Origin of the sequence: Herbaspirillum sp. RV1423, assembly GCF_000577615.1 — a bacterium.
Lineage (GTDB): Bacteria > Pseudomonadota > Gammaproteobacteria > Burkholderiales > Burkholderiaceae_D > Herbaspirillum.
Window position 1 is genome coordinate 232,741 of record NZ_CBXX010000006.1, and the last position, 15,808, is coordinate 248,548.

16 protein-coding genes are annotated in these 15,808 nt (G+C 60.2%); 8 read left to right on the plus strand and 8 right to left on the minus strand.

Features of this window, described 5'->3' with window-relative positions; genetic code table 11:
• Positions 1 to 22: 22 nt before the first annotated feature.
• The gene (locus tag RV1423_RS09140) at positions 23 to 1,471 is read left to right on the plus strand and encodes an MFS transporter (RefSeq protein WP_034295610.1); all 1,449 of its coding nucleotides are present in this window, start codon (positions 23 to 25) and stop codon (positions 1,469 to 1,471) included.
• A gap of 5 nt (positions 1,472 to 1,476) precedes the next feature.
• Here RV1423_RS09140 and RV1423_RS09145 read toward each other — a convergent pair whose 3' ends face one another.
• A complete protein-coding gene (locus tag RV1423_RS09145) occupies positions 1,477 to 2,400 on the minus strand; it encodes a LysR family transcriptional regulator (protein ID WP_034295612.1) in 924 nt (307 codons plus the stop codon).
• 176 nt (positions 2,401 to 2,576) lie between these two features.
• On the opposite strand from RV1423_RS09145, the gene RV1423_RS09150 reads away from it, so the two are divergent.
• A complete protein-coding gene (locus RV1423_RS09150) occupies positions 2,577 to 3,338 on the plus strand; it encodes a 3-oxoacyl-ACP reductase family protein (RefSeq protein WP_034295613.1) in 762 nt (253 codons plus the stop codon).
• 96 nt (positions 3,339 to 3,434) lie between these two features.
• Here RV1423_RS09150 and trpC read toward each other — a convergent pair whose 3' ends face one another.
• The 6 genes from trpC to RV1423_RS09180 form a co-directional block, all read right to left on the minus strand.
• A complete protein-coding gene (gene trpC / locus RV1423_RS09155) occupies positions 3,435 to 4,235 on the minus strand; it encodes an indole-3-glycerol phosphate synthase TrpC (protein WP_034295615.1) in 801 nt (266 codons plus the stop codon).
• A gap of 33 nt (positions 4,236 to 4,268) precedes the next feature.
• Positions 4,269 to 4,901: a LysE family translocator gene (locus RV1423_RS09160; protein ID WP_034295616.1), complete on the minus strand. Its 633-nt coding sequence runs from the start codon at positions 4,899 to 4,901 to the stop codon at positions 4,269 to 4,271.
• 43 nt (positions 4,902 to 4,944) lie between these two features.
• Positions 4,945 to 5,982, minus strand: coding sequence for an anthranilate phosphoribosyltransferase (gene trpD, locus RV1423_RS09165; RefSeq protein WP_034295704.1), 1,038 nt, complete (start codon positions 5,980 to 5,982; stop codon positions 4,945 to 4,947).
• A 44-nt stretch (positions 5,983 to 6,026) separates the two neighbouring features.
• The gene (locus tag RV1423_RS09170) at positions 6,027 to 6,602 is read right to left on the minus strand and encodes an aminodeoxychorismate/anthranilate synthase component II (protein WP_034295617.1); all 576 of its coding nucleotides are present in this window, start codon (positions 6,600 to 6,602) and stop codon (positions 6,027 to 6,029) included.
• Between the two features lie 561 nt (positions 6,603 to 7,163).
• On the minus strand, positions 7,164 to 7,412 hold the full coding sequence (locus RV1423_RS09175) for a hypothetical protein (protein ID WP_155835057.1): 249 nt from the start codon (positions 7,410 to 7,412) through the stop codon (positions 7,164 to 7,166).
• Positions 7,413 to 7,540: 128 nt separating this feature from the next.
• Positions 7,541 to 8,557, minus strand: a complete 1,017-nt coding sequence (locus tag RV1423_RS09180; protein WP_034295620.1) for a 1-aminocyclopropane-1-carboxylate deaminase — start codon at positions 8,555 to 8,557, stop codon at positions 7,541 to 7,543.
• 214 nt (positions 8,558 to 8,771) lie between these two features.
• Here RV1423_RS09180 and RV1423_RS09185 point away from each other — a divergent pair, with 214 nt between their 5' ends.
• Positions 8,772 to 9,281 (plus strand): Lrp/AsnC family transcriptional regulator, encoded by a 510-nt coding sequence (locus tag RV1423_RS09185; RefSeq protein WP_034295622.1) that lies wholly within the window; start codon positions 8,772 to 8,774, stop codon positions 9,279 to 9,281.
• Positions 9,282 to 9,311: 30 nt separating this feature from the next.
• On the opposite strand, the gene RV1423_RS09190 is transcribed toward RV1423_RS09185, so the two are convergent.
• Positions 9,312 to 10,232, minus strand: coding sequence for a LysR family transcriptional regulator (locus RV1423_RS09190; RefSeq protein WP_034295706.1), 921 nt, complete (start codon positions 10,230 to 10,232; stop codon positions 9,312 to 9,314).
• 172 nt (positions 10,233 to 10,404) lie between these two features.
• Here RV1423_RS09190 and RV1423_RS09195 point away from each other — a divergent pair, with 172 nt between their 5' ends.
• From RV1423_RS09195 to RV1423_RS09215, 5 genes are read left to right on the plus strand one after another with little or no spacing between them, the layout of a single operon-like run.
• The gene (locus RV1423_RS09195; protein WP_034295624.1) at positions 10,405 to 11,943 is read left to right on the plus strand and encodes an ABC transporter substrate-binding protein; all 1,539 of its coding nucleotides are present in this window, start codon (positions 10,405 to 10,407) and stop codon (positions 11,941 to 11,943) included.
• 30 nt (positions 11,944 to 11,973) lie between these two features.
• A complete protein-coding gene (locus RV1423_RS09200; protein ID WP_034295626.1) occupies positions 11,974 to 12,891 on the plus strand; it encodes an ABC transporter permease in 918 nt (305 codons plus the stop codon).
• 8 nt (positions 12,892 to 12,899) lie between these two features.
• Complete coding sequence (locus tag RV1423_RS09205) at positions 12,900 to 13,820, plus strand: ABC transporter permease (RefSeq protein ID WP_034295628.1); 921 nt, start codon at positions 12,900 to 12,902, stop codon at positions 13,818 to 13,820.
• 49 nt (positions 13,821 to 13,869) lie between these two features.
• The gene (locus RV1423_RS09210; RefSeq protein WP_034295630.1) at positions 13,870 to 14,883 is read left to right on the plus strand and encodes an ABC transporter ATP-binding protein; all 1,014 of its coding nucleotides are present in this window, start codon (positions 13,870 to 13,872) and stop codon (positions 14,881 to 14,883) included.
• 8 nt (positions 14,884 to 14,891) lie between these two features.
• Positions 14,892 to 15,731, plus strand: a complete 840-nt coding sequence (locus RV1423_RS09215) for an ATP-binding cassette domain-containing protein (protein WP_034295631.1) — start codon at positions 14,892 to 14,894, stop codon at positions 15,729 to 15,731.
• Positions 15,732 to 15,808 lie beyond the last annotated feature (77 nt).

Consider the following 15,808-nt stretch of genomic DNA (forward strand, 5'->3'; position numbering starts at 1 on the left):
TAAAAACAAATACAGGACAGGGATGACAGCCGCACAGACTCCATCGCGCGCACACTGGTTGCCTTTCATCGTCGCCGCGACGTTTTTCATGGAATACCTCGACACGACGATCATCGCGACGGCGTTGCCGCAGATGGCGCAGGCGTTCAAGGTGGGGCCGAATGAACTGAGCCTGGGCATGACCGCCTACATGCTGACGCTGGCGGTGTTTATTCCGATCAGCGGCTGGGTCGCGGATCGCCTCGGTTCGCGCACAGTATTCGGCGCGGCGATTGTGGTCTTCACGCTGGCGTCGGTGCTGTGCGGCATCTCCGGCAGCGTGTTCGAATTCACCGCCGCGCGTATCCTGCAAGGCATGGGCGGTGCGCTGATGGTGCCGGTCGGGCGTCTGATCGTCGTGCGCAACACCAGCAAGGACAAGCTGATGAAGGCGATTTCCACGATTACCTGGCCGGCGATTGTCGCGCCGGTGGTGGGGCCTTCGCTCGGCGGATTCATCACCACCTATTTCTCGTGGCACTGGATCTTCCTGATCAACGTGCCGTTCGGCATTGCCGCTTTGATCGCCGTGGCGGCGCTTGTCCCCAACGAGCGCAGCATGCAGCGCCGGCCGCTGGACATGGTCGGCTTCTTCCTGAGCGGCACGGCGCTGACGTCGCTGTTATACGGCACCGAACTGGCCAGCCACACTGAAACCAACCTGACCGTCGCGCTTTTCTTCATCGCCGCCGGTATCGTCTTGGGCTTTTTTTCGTACCGCCATGGCATGCGCAGCGAACATCCGTTGCTGGACTATTCGACGCTGAAAGTGCCGACCTTCAATATCACCGTCGTTACCGGTTCATTCACGCGCATCGGTATCGAAGCGGTGCCGTATCTGTTGCCGCTGCTGTTCCAGATCGGATTCGGCCTGTCGGCGTTCCATTCGGGTTTGCTGCTACTGGCGAGCGCCTTGGGCAATCTCGGCATGAAGATGTTCACTACACGCGTGTTGCAGCGTTTCGGTTTCCGTCGCGTGTCGCTGACCAATGCCACTATCGCCGGCGTGTTCGTGCTGGCTTGCGGCCTGCTCACGGCGACGACGCCGTTGCCGGTCGTGCTGCTGACGATTTTCATCTACGGCTTGTCGCGGTCGATGCAGTTCTCGACGCTGGCCACACTGGCCTATGCCGATGTCTCCGAAGCGCAAAAGAGCGCGGCCAGCACACTATGGAGTGTGGCGCAGCAAATGACGATCGGTATGGGAATCGCATTTGGCGCGCTGGCGTTACGCGTGGCGTCCTATTTCAACGGCAGCGCAGATATGGCTGGCGGCGGTATCGAGGCGCATTTTTCAATAACCGATTTCCACTGGGCGTTTGTCATGGCAGGAGCGCTGACTTTATGTTCCGCGCTGGGTTATCGCAGCCTGGCCAGGGATGCCGGCAGTAATCTTGGCGGCGGCATGCGGGCCGGCGCGAAGAGCCGCTAGGTCAGTCAAAAGGCGGAGAATCGCCGTGCCAGTTCTTCATGGCGGAAATGTTCCACCACATAATCGACGAACACGCGCGTCTTCGCCGGCAACAGCCGTGCAGCGGCGAAGTAGAGCGCCAGCATGCCGCCGTCGACATACCAATCCGGCAGCACCCGCATCAATGCGCCGCTCTTCAGGTACACCACCGCATGTGGCATCGCTGCCAGCGTGATGCCCATGCCCATTTGTGCGATTTCGCAGGCGGCATTGGGGTCGCTCATCGTCATCTTCACTTTCAGATTGATCGACGCCTGCGCACCATCACGATTGCGCAGCGTCCATGAGCGCACGCGGCCGGTTTGCGGCGAGCGGATCAGGATGCCGTCGTGCTGTTCGAGGTCATCCGGCGTGCGGACCGGCGGACGTTGCGCCAGGTATTGCGGCGACGCCAGCAATACCCGGTGCGCCGGCGCCAGTTCGCGCGCGACGATGCCGGGCGGCAGTTCGATGCCGCCGCCGATCGCGGCGTCGAAACCTTCCGTGATCAGATCCACCGGCCGGTTATCGAAATGCCAGTCCGGTGAGATGGCAGGATAGCGCTCCAGGAATCCTCCCAACAGCGGCACGATGTATTCACGTCCGAAACCGGTTCCCATGCTGACCTTCAACACGCCTGCCGGCTGTCCGTCGGCGCTGGCCAGGTTGGCGACTGCGCTCTGGATGGCGGACAGGCCGCCGCTGACTTCCTGAAGAAACCGTTCCCCAGCCTCGGTCAGGCGCAGGCTGCGCGTGCTACGCTGGAACAGGCGGACGCCGAGGTTCGATTCAAGCCGGGCGACGTTCTTGCCCACGGCGGCAGAGGTCAGGCCGAGTCGCCGTGCGGCTGCGGAGAAGCTGCCTGCCTCTGCGGAGACAACAAAACATTCAATGCTGGTCAGGGATTCCATTTGTTAATTTTAAACATAATGTTTAAAAAGAAGATAGTGATTGATGTCTAGTTTTAACATAATCCTTACTCCATACTTGATTCCAAGCCAAACGGAATTCGACGCTCAAGCAAGGAAACCGCAGGCCATTCGCTTATTTTTTTATCCTGACTCTTACACGAACAAGGAGCAATATCATGACTGCAAACATCAACACCACTCTGACGCTGAAAGACAAGGTTGCTTTCGTGCAAGGCGGTTCGCGCGGCATCGGCGCCGCCATTGTCAAGCGCCTGGCGCGCGAAGGCGCGATCGTCGCCTTCACCTATGTCAGTTCGCCGGACAAGGCGCAGGCACTGGTCAGCGACGTCGAAGCCAAGGGCGGTCGAGCGCTGGCCATCCAGGCCGACAGCTCGGACACCGCGGCGCTGCAGCAGGCGGTGCGCATCGCTGCCGAAACGTTCGGCCGTCTCGACATTCTCGTCAACAATGCCGGCGTACTGGCGCTGGGGTCGGTGGAGGAATTCAAGCTGGAAGACCTTGACCGCACCTTGGCCGTCAACGTGCGCAGCGTGTTCGTTGCGACTCAGGAAGCCGTGCGCTTCATGCGCGAAGGCGGTCGCATCATCACCATCGGCAGCACCAACGCCGAGCGCATGCCGTTTGCCGGCGGCGCTGTGTATGCAATGAGCAAGTCGGCCATCGTCGGCCTGACAAAAGGCCTGGCGCGCGATCTCGGTCCACGCGGCATCACCGTCAACAACGTGCAGCCGGGGCCGGTCGACACCGACATGAATCCGGCTTCCGGCGAGTTCGCCGAAACGCTGAAAGGTTTGATGGCCTTGCCGCGTTACGGCAAGGCCGAAGAAATTGCCAGCTTCGTGGCTTACCTGGCTGGACCTGAAGCCGGTTATATCACTGGCGCCAGCTTGACGATCGATGGCGGTTTCTCGGCTTGATCGTGCTTTTCTCGTAATCATCAAAAAAGCCGTCGTCCCGACCTAAGTCAGGACGACGGCTTTGTGTTTTGGGTTTGTTTATGCGTCGCGTGGCGTTCAGGCAAACAAGCGCGCCAGCTCCACACCCGGTTCCGGCGCGCGCATGAAGGCTTCGCCAACCAGGAACGCATTCACATCGGCGTCGCGCATGCGCTTGACATCGTCCGGCGTGGCGATGGCCGATTCGGTGACGACCAGCTTGTCCGGCGGGATGCGCGGCAGCAGGTTCAGCGTCGTGTCGAGCGTGGTCTCGAAGGTGCGCAGGTTGCGATTGTTGATGCCCAGCAATGCGGTTTTCAGTTTCAGTGCCGCGTCCAGTTCGGCGCCGTCGTGCACTTCCACCAGCACGCTCATGCCCAGTTCATGAGCGCAGGCTTCGAGTTCAGCCATCAGACCGTGGTCGAGCGCGGCGACGATCAGCAGAATGGCGTCGGCGCCCCAGGAGCGCGCTTCATAGACTTGATACAAGTCCATCATGAAATCCTTGCGCAGCACCGGCAGCGCGCAGGCGGCGCGCGCTTGTTTCAGGTAGTCGGGCGAGCCCTGGAAGAATTGCACGTCGGTCAGCACCGACAGGCAGGCGGCGCCGTGGGCGGCGTAGCTGGCAGCGATCTCGGCCGGTTTGAAATCGGGACGGATCACGCCCTTGGAGGGCGAGGCCTTTTTGATTTCGGCGATGATGCCGGCACGGCCGGCGGCGATCTTGCCGCGCAGGCCAGCCTCGAAGCCGCGCAATTGCGCGCGTGCTTGCGCATCGGATTCGACATCGCGGCGCAGGCTGGCGAGGTCGCGGTGTTTCTTCGCCGCTTTAACTTCCTCTGCCTTGACGGCGAGGATATTGTTGAGGATGTCTGACATGGATACTCCTTGGTTACGGCTTGTTTGCTTTGCTTATTTACGTTGATCAATCGCAAGCCGCAACGCCAGCGCGCCCAGCGTCAATCCCATGACGTAGCGTTGCGCCCGCATCCAGCAGGGATTGTTCGAAAAGAAGCCGGCGATGGCGCTGGCCGAGAAAATGATCATGCTGTTGACCGCGAAGCTGACTGCAATCTGCGTTGCGCCCAGCGTCACGCTTTGCAGCAGGACGTCGCCGTGCTCGGCGTGGATGAACTGCGGAAACAGCGAAATGTAAAACACGGCGACCTTGGGATTGAGCAGATTGGTGAAGAAGCCCATCTTGAACAAGGTCAGCTTGCTGTCCTGCGGCAGTTCGCGCGTCTGGAAAGGCGATGCGCCGTCGGGTTTGATCGCATTCCATGCCATCCACAGCAGATAGGCGGCGCCAAGGTACTTAATCAGATCGTAGGCCAGCGGGATCGCCAGAAATAGCGCTGTCAACCCGAAGGCCGCCGCCAGCATATGCACCACAAAACCCGCCGCCACGCCCAGCAGGGAAATCATCCCTGCGGCGCGCCCCTGGCAGATCGAGCGCGACACGCAATACATCATGTTGGGACCAGGCGTGAGCACCAGCACCAATGCGGCCAGCGCGAAGATCAGCAGATCGTGCAGAGGAATCATGGTTATGCCTTTCTGCGCATAGGACAACTAATGAATGATGCAATCAGGCCTTGCCGCCCAGTTGCCGGGTGACCTTGACGAAGGAATCGACCTTGGCCAGCGCCGCTCCCGAGGCGATGGTCTCACGCGCCTTGCGCAAGCCTTCCCCGATCGAACTTGCTACACCGGAGGCATAGAGCGCTGTGCCGGCATTGAGGGCGACGATGTCATGTACAGGGCCGGGCGTGCCTTTGAGCGCCTCGAAAATCTTTTCTTTCGATTCGGCGGCATTGGCGACTTGCAGATTGCGGCTGGCGAACATGCTCATGCCGAAATCTTCAGGATGAATCTCGTATTCGCGGATTTCGCCGTTGACCAGTTCGCCGACCATGGTGGCGCCGCCCAATGTGACTTCATCGAGGTTGTCGCGCCCCCAGACCACGATCGCGTGTTGCGCGCCGAGGCGTTGCAGCACGCGCACCTGGATGCCGACCAGGTCGGGATGGAATACGCCCATCAGGATATTCGGCGCGCCGGCCGGGTTGGTCAGCGGGCCGAGGATGTTGAAGATCGTGCGCACGCCGAGTTCCTTGCGCACCGGTGCTGCGTGCTTCATGGCGGCGTGGTGGTTGGGCGCGAACATGAACCCGATACCGGTCTGGGCGATCGACTGCGCGACTTGTTCCGGTTGCAGGTTGATGTCGGCACCCAATGCTTCGAGCACGTCGGCGCTGCCGGATGAGGAGGAGACGCTGCGGCCCCCGTGTTTGGCCACGCGTGCGCCGGCTGCAGCGGCCACGAACATCGAGGCGGTGGAAATATTGAAGGTGTGTGCGCCGTCGCCGCCGGTGCCCACGATGTCCAGCAAATTGGCAGTGTCTGCCATCGGCACCTTGGTGGCGAATTCGCGCATGACCTGCGCAGCGGCGGCGATTTCACCGATGCTTTCTTTTTTGACGCGCAGGCCCATGGTGAGCGCAGCGATCATCACCGGCGACATTTCACCGCTCATGATCTGGCGGAACAGCGTCAGCATTTCATCGTGAAAAATTTCACGGTGCTCGATGCAGCGCAATAAGGCTTCTTGTGGCGTGATGGACATGATGTCGGTTTCCCCGGATGGTGTTGTCAGCGAACCGTCGGCGCTCATGAGTGCGCGGTGCCGGTCAGGAAGTTCTTCAGCAAGGCATGGCCGTGTTCCGACAGGATCGACTCGGGGTGGAACTGCACACCCTGCAAGTCGAACTCCTTGTGGCGCACGCCCATGATTTCGCCATCATCGGTCCAGGCGGTGACTTCGAGGCAATCGGGCAGCGAAGCGCGTTCGATGGCCAGCGAGTGGTAGCGGATCACGGTGTAGGGGCTGGGAATATTCTTGAAGACGCCGACGCCGGTATGGGCGATCTTGGATGTCTTGCCGTGCATGACCTGTTTGGCGCGCACGATCTTGCCGCCGAAGGCTTCGCCGATGGCCTGGTGGCCGAGGCAGACGCCGAGGATGGGCAGTTTGCCGGAGAAACGCTTGAGCAGGTCAATGCAGATGCCAGCCTCTTTCGGGCTGCACGGGCCGGGCGACAGGCAGATGCGTGCCGGATTCAGTTTTTCGATGTCGTCGAGCGTGATCTCATCGTTGCGGATGGTCAGCACTTCTTCGCCAAGCTCGCCGAAATATTGCACCAGGTTATAGGTGAAAGAATCGTAGTTGTCGATCATGAGGAGCATATTTATAGTAACCCTTTGATTTTGCTGAATTTTTAATGTTCTTGGGCAATTTCTTGCCCGGTAGCTTGTCCGGTTTTTTGTCGCAGGGACAAGAACCTATCGGACTGCTCAAGAACAATCGGAATGCACACGCGAAACGTGGCGGCGAAGCCGCCTAGCAGTACCAATGTCAGGAACGCCATCGAGCCGGCGAGGCGGCAGGCTGTTTATTGACGGCAAAGTGGCAGGATGTTTTCATCGATTTGAAGGGAGACCTAAAGTGCTCGGATACTTGAAAAAGTATAACCGAGATCGCGGCATAGCAGAAATTGAAGAGGAGGGCAGGTTTGCCGTACGCACGCGACGCACCGATTCCGGCTGCGGCCGGCGCGAGGTCAATCTGGATCGCCCTGAGCGCATAGATGGCCGAGGCTATTCGTGGATGGGCGCAATATGCGATGTGCCGGATGCATTCACCTCCGACCGATCTACAGTCATTGTTACGGACTGGAATCGCTTCGGCCGGCTCGCTGGCGGCGCGTGCCTTAAGGGGGCGGCGCGGTTGCCTGGCAGGTGCAATTTTCAGATTGAAGCCAATGAAATCAAGGCTTGCTGATTGGTGCGATCGTCGGGCATGCAGGCCCACAGACTGATATATGCATCCTTATCGACGATGCCGGCATTTCCGTGCCGGTGCGCCTGCACTACCTTGTCGATCGCGGCGGCGACCTGCATTGCTGCATGCGGTCCGAGTAGCGGATCTCTGAGTATCGTTTCGAGTTCTTGCAATAAGGCGATGGCAGGACTGACGCAATGCAAAGCTGACTTCATGACGAGTCTCCCGGTAACCAACTGATAGAAGAACGAGGCAAGCGGCATGCCATCGGCAATAACTACCGCCGATGGCGCGGGAATGCAGAAGCAGTACGGAACGCGATGAAGAATCAAGCAGCGGCGTCTCAGCCGTTGCGGAAGATGAAGCTGTAGGCATTGAGCGCCGGGGCGCCGCCAAGATGGGCGTAGAGCACTTTGGAGCCGGCCGGGAATTCACCCAGACGGACTTTCTCTATCATGCCGTGCATCGACTTGCCTTCGTACACCGGGTCGGTCAGCATGCCTTCGGTACGCGCACACAGGCGGATTGCCTCGAGCGTGCCGTCGTTGGGCAAGCCGTATTCCGGACCGCCGAAACGGGTATCCAGCACTACGTCCTTTTCGGTAATGTCGCGGTTCAGTTCCACCAGGGCGGCGGTATTTTTTGCGATGCGCAGGATCTGATCGAAGGTCTGCTGCGGCTTGGCCGAGGCATCGATGCCGATCACGCGGTCGGCGCGGCCATCGGCGGCAAAGCCTACTACCATGCCAGCCTGGGTGCTGCCTGTGACGGCGCAGGTGACGATATAGTCGAACTTGAAGCCGAGTTCTGCTTCCTGCTGGCGCACTTCTTCGGCGAACGCCACGAAGCCGAGACCTCCCTTGGGATGTTCGGAGCAGCCGGCCGGGATCGGAAACGGTTTGCCGCCGGCGCGGCGCACGCTTTCCATGGCGTCTTCCCAGCTCTTGCGAATGCCGATGTCGAAACCCGATGCGTCCAGACGCACGTCGGCGCCCATGATGCGCGACATTTCGATATTGCCGACGCGGTCATAGACGGCATCCGAGTAGTTGACCCAGTTCTCTTGCACCAGCACGCATTTCAGACCGAGGTGGGCAGCTACCGCCGCCACTTGGCGGGTCTGGTTGGATTGGATGCCGCCAATCGACACCAGCGTATCGTAGCCGCCTTCGAGCGCCTCCGGGATCAGGTATTCCAGCTTGCGCGTCTTGTTTCCGCCGAAGGCCAGGCCGCTGTTGCAGTCTTCGCGTTTGGCGTACAGATCCACCTTGCCGCCCAGGTGGGCGCTCAGGCGTTTGAGCGGTTGGATCGGCGTCGGTCCGAAGGTCAGAGGGTAACGGGAAAATTTTTTCAGATTCATGGGTGAAGCTCCTAAGGTCAGAATGGGTATCCAGGCATCCAGGCTTTGGAAGAAAGATGGCATGGCGGGCTTTCGATGTCGCTCTCGATGTCGATCGCGCTGAGCTTCATTCTAAAAATTAATGCGCGCATCATGGTTGTGAAATTCGACTATTATTCAATGCAGAAAATCAGGAAAATGAATAGATGGAATTATTTATTGTGAGATATTGAATATGAGAGCAACAAAATTACGTGAAAAGAATGTCGCCGCCGAATCGTTCAGCGATATTCTCGACCGCACCGATCGCGCCATCCTCAAGCAGTTGCAGCGCGACGCATCGATTTCCAACGTGGCGCTGGCAGTCAAGGTCAACCTCAGCGCGCCGGCCTGCCTGCGGCGCGTGGAGCGGCTCAAGGAACTGGGACTGATCAAGGGGATAGTGGCGTTGCTCAACCCGCGCGCGCTCGATGCGGGCACGCTGGTGATGATAGGAGTGGTGCTGGATCGCTCCACGCCGGAGTCGTTCATGGCCTTTGAAAAGGCGGCGCAAAAAGTTCATGGCTGCCTGGAGTGCCATGTGGTCACGGGCGAGTTCGATTACTTCATGCTGGTGCGCACCAAGGACAATGACAGCTTCAACAAGCTGCATGCGGAACAATTGCTGTACCTGCCGGGGGTGCGCCAGATACGCACTTTCATGGTGATCAAACAGGTGTTGTCCACCACCCAGTTGCACCTGTAATGACTACTGGCGGAGCGCAGGCGACCGTGCTCAGGCCGGAGTGGATTCCTTGTTCAATTCCGCCAGCAGGTATTCCAGGAAAATTTCGACGATACGCGGCAGGGTACGGCCGGCCAGCGTCTGCACCTCGGCATAGCGGCCGTCCAGCGCGCGATCGCGGATCGGCCGCGTCACCAGTTGGCCGGTGCCGATGCGATAGCGCACGGTGATTTCGCCGGTGATCGAGAGGGCATCGCCTTCGAGCAGATAGTTGTGCAGGGTCTGGATGTAATTGCTGGTGAGCACCGGCTCGAACACCAGTTGTTGGCGGCTGCAAGCCAGGTCGAACAATTGCCGCAGCGTGGTATGCGGGTCCGGCAGCGCCAGCGGATAAGGCCGCAGTTGCGCCAGCGTGACCTGCTTGAAACGACTCAGTGGATGATCCGCCCGCATCACCAGCAGCACCGGCGCCAGTTGCTGGTGGACGATCTTGATATCCGGTTCGGGCTGGCGGTTGAAGGTTACGCCGAGGTCGGCATTGCCCTCGCGGACCTGGCGCGAGACCAGTGCCGGCGGACCGACATAGACCTGAAACAGGATCGCCGGATACTTTTGCTGGAACGAACGGATCAGGCGCGGCAGAAAGTCGATGCCGAAACCCTCCGACGACGCCACCCGGATTCGGCCGCTGCGCAAGCCCTTAAGCGCCAGCAGGTCGGCCACCACACGGTCGGCCTCGAGCGCCACCTTCTGGGCGTGCGCGGCCAGCATTTCGCCGCCGGCGCTCAACACCATGCCGCGCGGGCGCCGCTCGAACAAGACCGTGTCGAGCATTTCTTCAAGGCTGCTGATCTGGCGGCTAATGGCCGAACTGGCAACATTGAGCCGTTGCGACGCCTCGCTGATCGAACCGCAACGCACCACCTCCAGGAAATAGCGCAGCGCGGTGTCTTGCAGATATTGCGATTTCATCATGAGCCTCTCTATGAAGATGGTATCGGCGATCAGTCAATCCGGCGTCGGTTTCTCATTTCGGCAACGCAGACATAGTAATTCTCTAATTGTTGCATCGCCATATTGTGACCTAGACTGCTTTCGACGTCCTGGTTTTTCTCAAACTATTTTCTTCGAAGGAAGCTTAGGCATGAAAGCAATAAGCAAAAGCATGGCTGCATGGGCGCGATGTGCATTGCTGGCGGCGGGGGCCACAGCGTCGATGTCTGCGCTGGCCAACAAAGCCAACGACACGCTGGTGTACGCCTCCGACAGCGAAGTGGAAAACATCAGCCAGTATCACAACAATCTGCGCGAGGGTGTGATCCTGGCGCATCTGATCTGGGATACGCTGGTCTATCGCGATCCCAAGAGCGGCGAATACAAACCGCAACTGGCTACTTCCTGGAAATGGGAGTCGCCCACCGCGCTGGTGCTTGAGTTGCGTCAGGGCGTGCAGTTCCAGAATGGCGACAAGTTCACTGCCGACGACGTGGCGTTCACCTTCAACTATGTGGTGTCCAACGAATCGAAGGCGGTCACACGGCAGAACACCGACTGGATCAAGGATGCTGAAAAGATCGGCGACTACAAAGTGCGGATCAACCTCAAGCGCCCGTTCCCGGCGGCGCTGGAATATCTGGCCGGGCCGCTGCCCATCTATCCCGGCGCTTACTTCAAGAAAGTCGGCCTGGAAGGTTTCAGCAAGGCGCCAGTCGGCACCGGTCCTTATAAGGTGACCAGCGTCACGCCAGGCCAGGGCGTCACTCTGGTCAAGAACACCGGCTATTTCAAGGACAGTCCACAGGGGCAGCCCAAGATAGGCAACATCAAGTTTGTCGTGATTCCCGATCCGGAAACCCGTGCGGCGCAACTCATGACCGGCGCCATCGACTGGATCTGGCGGGTGCCGGCCGACCAGGCCGAGTCGCTCAAGAGCACGCCCAAGATCAGCGTGCAAAGCGGTGAAACCATGCGCGTCGGTTTCGTCACCATTGATGCTCAGGGTTCGTCTGCTCCCAATTCGCCATTCAAGGATCTGCGCGTACGCCAGGCCATCAACATGGCGATCAACCGCAAGGGAATTGCCGAGAACCTGATGCGCGGCGGCAGTCAGCCGGTGTATGCGGCGTGCTTCCGGGCCCAGTTCGGCTGCGATCCCAAGGTGGCAATCAAATACGATTACAACCCGGCCAAGGCCAAGGAACTGCTGGCAGCGGCCGGTTTCCCGAACGGCTTTGATACCGAGATTTACGCCTACCGCGAGCGTGAAGTGGCTGAGGCCATCATCGGCGACCTGCACAAGATCGGCATCCGTGCGCGTCTGCATTACATGAAGTTCGCGGCGTTGCAAGCCGAATACCGCGCCGGCAAGACGCCGCTGACTTTCCAGGCGTGGGGTTCGTTTTCCATGAATGACGCTTCGGCTTTCCTGGGAGTCTGGTTCAAGGGCGGCAGCGATGACATTACCAAGGATCCGCAGTTGCGTCAGTGGCTGGAAATTGCCGACACCTCGACCGATCCGGCGACGCGCAAGGCCAACTACAGCAAGGCGCTGGAGTCGATTTCCAAGCAGGCGTTCATGGCGCCGTTGTTCTCTTATTCGACTTTCTATGCCTACAACTCGCAGCTCAAGTTCCAGGGTTATCCGGACGAACTGCCGCGCTTCTACGAAGCTAGCTGGAAATAATCGTCATCATCGTCACCAAGGATCGCCGCCATGTTGATCTATATCCTGCGTCGTCTGCTGATCGCCTTGTGCGTCGCCGTGACGGTATCGGTGGTCAGTTTTTCGCTGCTGCACATGTCGGGCGACCTGGCCACGGCGATTGCCGGGCCGGAGGCCACCGGCGCGCAAGTGGAGGCGATCCGCGTGCAATTCGGTCTGGACCGGCCCATGAGCACGCAATACCTGGAATGGCTGGGTAACGCCCTGCATCTGGATTTCGGCAAGTCGTTCTACTTCCAGGCGCAAGTCATGGACATGGTGGCAGAACGTTTGCCCATCACTCTCAAGCTGGGTGGCATCGCCCTGCTGCTGGCGGTGGTGGTGGCGATTCCGCTGGGCGTGCTGGCGGCGATTTATCGCGACACCTGGCTGGACCGGATGGCGCTGGTGATTGCCGTGGTCGGGCAGGCCATGCCGAGCTTCTGGTTTGGCCTGACGCTGATCCTTATTTTTGCGGTCACCTTGCACTGGTTGCCGGTATCCGGTAATGAAGAATGGCAAAACTTCGTGCTGCCCGCGGTGGCTCTCGGTTACTACGCGATGCCGGCGATGATGCGGCTGACCCGCGCCGGCATGCTCGAAGTGCTCGGTTCGGATTACATCCGCACGGCGCGCGCCAAGGGACTGGGCAAGGGCAAGGTGATTTTCAAGCATGCGTTGCGCAACGCGATCATTCCGGTGGTGGCGCTGGCGGCAGTAGAGCTGGGCTTCATGCTGGGCGGATCGGTGGTGATCGAGTCGGTCTATTCAATGCAGGGCCTGGGCCAACTGGCCTGGGACGCAATCTCGCGCAACGATTATCCGGTGGTGCAGGCGGTGGTGTTGATCATCGCCATGTTCTATATCGGCCTGACTTTTCTTGCCGATGTGATCAACGCCATGCTTGATCCACGCATCCGTACCCGTTAGGAGCCGCCATGAGCACCACTTCCACTTCTGTTCTGCCGCCGGTCGCCGCCTTGCACAGTGCCCTCAAACCGTTGCCGCCGTGGCGCCGCAAACTCAGGCGCCTGCTCGGCCACCGCGGCCTGGTGCTGGGGGCGGCGATGCTGGCGGTGATCGTGTTGGCGGCGATTTTCGCGCCCTTGCTGGCGCCCCACGATCCGTTCAATCAGGATGTGTCGCAACGGCTGATTCCGCCGGTGTGGAACAGCGCCGGCAGTTGGGAGCATGTTCTGGGCACCGACAAGCTCGGGCGCGATTACCTCAGCCGCCTGATTTTCGGCGCGCGCGTGTCGCTCATCATCGGTTGCGCGGCGGCGCTGATCTCCGGCCTGATCGGTACTACGCTGGGGGTGCTGGCCGGTTACTTCGGCGGGCGCGTGGACGCTTTCATCAGCTATCTGATCACTACCCGGCTGTCGATGCCGGTGGTGCTGGTGGCGCTGGCGATGGCGTCGCTGGTCGGCGGTTCGCTCAAGGTGGTGATCATCTTGCTCGGGCTGTTGCTGTGGGACCGCTTTGCCGTGGTCACGCGCTCGGCCACCCAGCAGTTGCGCGACGCCGAATTCATCGCTGCCGCCAAGGCCGTCGGCGCTTCCACTCCCTATATTCTGGTGCGCGAAATTCTGCCCAACATCATGAGCGCGCTGATTGTCGTGATCACCCTGGAAATGGCGCATGCGATTCTGCTCGAAGCGACCTTGTCCTTTCTCGGCCTGGGCGTGCAGCCGCCGACGCCGTCCTGGGGCCTGATGGTGTCGGAAGGCAAGTCCTACATGTTCTTCAAGCCGTGGGTCATCGTCATTCCGGGCGTCGCTCTGGCGTCATTGGTGCTGGCCATCAATCTGGTCGGCGACGGCCTGCGCGACGTCAACGCGCCTGACGGTCGCAACTGATAGCGGAGCCGCCATGAACACTGCAATTTCAACCGGGAGTGCGCAATCAATGAGTGTCCTGCTCGACGTGAAAAATCTGCGCGTGGACCTGCCCACCGACAACGGCATGCTGCATGCCGTGCGCGGCATCGATTTCCAGGTCAGGCGCGGCGAGATGCTGTGCCTGGTCGGCGAATCCGGTTGCGGCAAGTCGATGACCTCGCTGGCGCTGATGGGCCTGTTGCCGCGCAAAGCGATCTGCACTGCCGACCAGATGCGTTTCGACGGCGCCGATCTGCTGGCTTTGCCGGAAAAACAGCGCAATCAATTGCGTGGCCGGCGCATGTCCATGATTTTTCAAGAGCCGATGACTTCGCTCAATCCGTCCTATACGCTGGGCAATCAGTTATGCGAAGCGATGCTGGAAGAGACAGGCGTGACCCGCGCCGAAGCGCGTGAACGCGCCATCTATCTGTTGCACCGCACCGGCATCAGCAATGCTGAAGACCGCCTGCGCCAGTATCCGCACCAGTTGTCCGGCGGCCTGCGCCAACGCGTGATGATCGCCATGTCGCTCATGTGCAGTCCTGACCTGATCATCGCCGATGAACCAACCACTGCGCTCGACGTCACGATCCAGGCGCAAATCCTGCGCATGATCCGCGAGTTGCAGCGCGAGTTCGGTACCGCGGTGGTGTTCATCACCCATGATCTGGGCGTGGTGTCGCGCATCGCCGACCGCGTGGCCGTGATGTATGCCGGCCAGGTGGTCGAAACCTGCGACGCGGCAAGCCTGTTCGCCGCGCCCCGGCATCCCTATACGCGTGGTCTGCTGTCGTGTATTCCGGTACGCGGCAAGACGCTGCCGGGCAGCCATCTGCAAGCCATACCGGGAGTGGTGCCGAGCCTGATCGGCAATGTCGCCGGCTGTGCCTTTCGCAACCGCTGCACATTGGCAGACGCCGTCTGCGAAAACGATCCGCCGCTGGTCGATATCGATGGCGACCAACGCCACTGGGCGCGTTGTCACAAGCTGGAACCAGGCGTGCTCGACGCAGGCCGGCTGCATGAGGTGGCGGCATGAATGATCACATGAACAACCCCGGAGAAGTCTCCGGCAACGATATCGCTCTCGAATTGTGCGCGCTGAGCAAGGTCTATGCGCTGAAGCGCGGCATGTTCCAGCCAGCCGGTGAAATCCGCGCCGTCAACGACGTCTCATTGCGGCTGTATCGCGGTGAAACACTGGGGCTGGTGGGTGAATCCGGTTGCGGCAAGAGTACGCTGGCCAAGATGTTGCTGGGTTTGCTGGCGCCCAGCGCGGGCAACGTTCTCATCAATGGACGGGAAGTCGATCCGACCCGGCGCAAGGCCAATGCGCGCCATATCCAGCCGATCTTTCAAGACCCTTATTCTTCGCTCAACCCGCGCAAGACAGTGGCCGACATCGTCGGCCTGCCGCTCAGGCTGCACGGCATTGGCACCCGCGCAGAACAGCATCAGGAAGTGCGGCGCATGCTGGACCTGGTCGGCATGCCCGAGCGTACCCATGGCCAGTATCCGAATCAGCTTTCGGGCGGTCAGCGCCAGCGCGTGGCGATTGCGCGCGGACTGATCCTGCAGCCGGACATCCTGATCTGCGACGAGCCGACGTCGGCGCTTGACGTCTCGGTGCAGGCTCAGATATTGAACCTGCTGCTGGATCTGAAAGCCGAATTCGGCCTGACTTATCTGTTCATCAGCCACGACCTCGGCGTGGTCGAACATCTGGTTGATCGTGTGGCCGTCATGCACAAGGGCAGCATCGTCGAGCTGGAGTCGCGCGAAAAGATCTTTACGCAGGCCGGCCATCCCTATACGCGCATGTTGCTGGCCTCGGCGCTCACGCCTGAACCCGGTCTGGGCATACCGGAGCTTGCCGTGGCCGGATGACGCGCATTACCGGCTTCGTTTCGACGCGAGCCTGCATGCCGCGGCGGCAGGAGCATCCACGTTCGCACCATGAATTT